3 protein-coding genes are annotated in these 2,550 nt (G+C 59.7%); all 3 read left to right on the plus strand.

Features of this window, described 5'->3' with window-relative positions:
* The first annotated feature begins 7 nt into the window (after nucleotides 1-7).
* Entirely contained in the window at nucleotides 8-1,327 is a 1,320-nt protein-coding gene (locus ACFFAR_RS30610) for a pilus assembly protein N-terminal domain-containing protein (protein WP_174365450.1), read from the plus strand.
* 10 nt (nucleotides 1,328-1,337) lie between these two features.
* Entirely contained in the window at nucleotides 1,338-1,712 is a 375-nt protein-coding gene (locus ACFFAR_RS30615) for a CpaD family pilus assembly lipoprotein (protein ID WP_075357473.1), read from the plus strand.
* Between the two features lie 31 nt (nucleotides 1,713-1,743).
* A partial coding sequence (locus tag ACFFAR_RS30620) for an AAA family ATPase (protein ID WP_174365449.1) occupies nucleotides 1,744-2,550 on the plus strand: 807 nt, incomplete at its 3' end.

Genomic DNA, 2,550 nt, shown 5'->3' on the forward strand with positions numbered 1-2,550 from the left:
CTCGCCTTTGGCACCGACTCAAGGCACGCTCGAAGTGGGCGCGGGAAAAGGCGTACTGGTTCGACTCAATGAGGACGCGGTGTCCGTGTTCGTCGCCGATCCGAACGTGGCCGACGTGCACGTACCCTCGCCAAAGGCGGTGTTTGTACTGGGCAAGAAGGCCGGCACCACAACGCTCTATGTGCTCGGCGCAAACAACAAGACACTGGTTCAACGCACCGTGTACGTGGGACGCGATATGGACTCGTTGCGCACCATGATCACCGCGCGTTTTCCAAACCTGAACGTGCAATTGACAACCGGACAGGGTTCGCTGATGGTGACGGGACAAGCTCCAAATTCCACCGATGCCGACGCGGTCGTGGATTCGCTTACGCCCTATCTCGCAGACAAGGAGGTGCTGGTCAATCGCATGACAATCGATCGTCCTTTGCAGGTGCAATTGCGCGTGCGGATCACGGAAGTGGATCGTAACGTCACGCAGCAATTGGGAATCAACTGGCAGGCAATGGGCAATGCCGTCGGCAATATATACGGCGGAATTTTCAGCGGCCGGTCGATCTATAACCTCAACCAGCCGCTGACCAACGCAGCCGGAGGCACCACGTACCCCGTCAATTTGCCGACCAACAATGCATACTCGTTGTTCGGCGCGTTCAAGACGAACAATGTCGATATCCGCGCGTTGGTCGACGCGCTGAATCAGGAAGGCCTGCTGACCGTACTGGCAGAACCGAACCTCGTGGCACTCTCGGGACAGACAGCGAGCTTTCTCGCGGGCGGCGAATTCCCGATTCCGGTATCGCAGACCAACGGCGCGATTTCGGTTGAATTCAAGCAGTTTGGTGTAAAGCTGGATTTCACGCCGACCGTGTTGAACGATCACCGCATCAGCCTCAAGGTACGTCCGGAAGTCAGTCAGATCGATACGTCGGTGAGTGTCACCACGGGCGGCATCACGGTGCCGGGACTGAGCGTTCGTCGTGCCGATACCACCGTGGAACTCGGAAGCGGCCAAAGCTTCGCCATTGGCGGGCTGCTCCAGAGCAATACAACGGACATCATTTCCCAGGTCCCGGGCATGGGCTCGATTCCGATTCTGGGCAAACTGTTTTCATCGACGAACTATCAGAACAACAAGACCGAGCTGGTCATCATGGTCACGCCGTATCTGGTCGAGCCAACGGACCCGTCGAAACTGCGCTCGCCGCTGGAATCGCTGACGTCGCCGAGCAATGACGTCGAATACAGCTTCAGCCGTCAAGCCGGCGCACCGGCCGACGCCGCACAACCGCGTCTTGTCGGCGCAGCCGGTTACGTTTACTGAGCCAGACACCATGAAATCAGCCCGCCTTCTCACCCTTGTTCTCGCGTGCACCTTCGCTGTCGGACTCAGCGGCTGTTTCAAGCCGCCGCGCGGCATGCCGGACCAGACAACTATCGGCTTCGACGGCAAGTCGGCGCTGCCGCCGGACTGCGACAGCCTCTCCCGACCCTCCCTGCTCACGGACGCCGGCTGGCATCGGCCGGACATGCAATGGGGCTGCGCGACCTACACCAATCTGGCTGCTCAGATAGCGAACCCGAAGGACCTCGTCGCGCCTGAAAAGCTCGGACCTGCCGACGCAGCTGTGGCTGCGGGCGCCGTTCACCGGTACAAGAACGGCCGGGTCATTCCCCTCGACACATCGACGTCGCGCGATTCCAAATGACCCCGGTCAGCGACACCTTCGAGAAGAGCACATGAGCACAACAGAGTTCAGGGTATCAAAAGCGAAATCGGGCGCGCGCGTTGCCGATTTCATCGCGTTCGTGACGGATCGGACGACCGAGCAGATCCTCAAGAGCTTCGTCCTCGAAGAGGCAATGCCGCACGTGCATATCGTGCTCGGCAACATTGACGAAGCCATTGCGTATCTGTCGAAGATAGAACGCTCACCGCAATTCCTGCTCGTCGACCTGCATGGCTCGACCATGCCCTTGTCAGACCTCGGCCGGCTCTCCGAAGTCTGCGAGCCATCCGTACAAGTGGTCGCGCTTGGTGAGCGCAACGACGTAGGACTGTTCCGCAGCCTGCTGAAACTCGGTGTGCGCGATTACCTGGTCAAGCCGCTGACCGTTGAACTGCTCAAGCGCACCTTCAGCATGCAGGATGGAAAGGTCAACCCCGTGACGCTGGCGCGTGCTGGAAAAACCATTGCGTTCGCGGGCGCACGCGGCGGTGTGGGCGTCACCACGCTCGCGCTCAACGTAGCGCGGCACCTTGCCGAAGAGACACATCGGCGGGTCGCGTATGTCGACCTGAATATTTACGGCGGCGCAGCGAACAGCATGCTCGGCATTCAGAGCAACAATGGCCTCACCGATGTACTGCATAACGTGAACCGGCTTGACCCGCAATACGTAGAGCGTACGCTGGTCGCGAAAAGCCGGCGTCTGTTCGTATTGTCTTCGGAACTCGATCTGGGTGCGGCCGCGCCGTTCGAGGCGGCTGCTCTTCCGCGCGTGCTGGACCTGCTGTGCGACAGTTTTCACTACGTGATACTGGAT

It is taken from the genome of uncultured Caballeronia sp., assembly GCF_964243625.1.
Taxonomy (GTDB): domain Bacteria; phylum Pseudomonadota; class Gammaproteobacteria; order Burkholderiales; family Burkholderiaceae; genus Caballeronia.

Bases quoted from the DNA above. Each gene is read 5' to 3' on its own strand.
- ACFFAR_RS30615 (WP_075357473.1), top strand. From the start codon at position 1,338: ATGAAATCAGCCCGCCTTCTCACCCTTGTTCTCGCGTGCACCTTCGCT.